The organism is Roseateles sp. P5_E1 (assembly GCF_054049335.1).
In genome coordinates this window covers 1-614 of the sequence record NZ_JBFUMN010000293.1, presented here as the reverse complement: position 1 = coordinate 614, position 614 = coordinate 1, and the positions used below count along the sequence as shown (strand labels likewise).

The window sequence follows — 614 nt, the reverse complement described above, 5'->3', positions numbered from 1 at the left end:
GCCGGAGACGTCGAGCTTGGCGCCGCCGGTCTGGAGCTTGGCCTTGGACTTGTAGGTCTTGCCGTTGCCCGGGTCCAGGATGGTGCCGCCGGACCAGGCGTTGGCGCCGTCGGCCTTGAGGTTCCACAGGATCGTCATGCCCTTGACCGGCTTGTTCTTGTTGGCGCCTTCGCAACCGTCGCAGACCGGATTGGGGCCCTTGTCCGAATGCAGGATCTCCACCACCTTGCCGGTCAGGGTGCCGTTGGTGGCCTGGGTGATCTCCACGATCGACTTTACCTTGCCGGTCTTGTCGTCGATGGTCTTCCAGCGGCCGACCGCACCATCGGCCGCACTGGCCGACATGGCGGCCAGCATCAGCGGCAGTGCCAGCAGCAGGGTCTTCAAAGTCTTGCGCATGTTTCCCCTCCCAGGGAGTTCGTGAATGCCGGCGCAGGGCCGGTACAGCCCGACTGTATACCCATTCGCTCCGGTACGGAACGCACCGCCGACCCTGTTCAGCCGCCCTCGGCCGGGATCTCGTACAGCTCCAGCGGCAGTCCGTCCGGGTCGGCGAAGAAGGTGAAGCGGCGGCCGGTGTATTCGTCGGTACGGATCGCCTCGCAGGCGACATC

General features: G+C 65.5%; 1 protein-coding gene and 1 pseudogene. Both read right to left on the bottom strand.

The window, feature by feature from the left end:
* The coding region (locus tag ACXJKJ_RS31125) for a DUF2147 domain-containing protein (protein WP_457395445.1) at positions 1-399 on the bottom strand (399 nt) is incomplete at its 3' end.
* 98 nt (positions 400-497) lie between these two features.
* Positions 498-614, bottom strand: a pseudogene (locus tag ACXJKJ_RS31120) (VOC family protein); the annotation flags it as partial.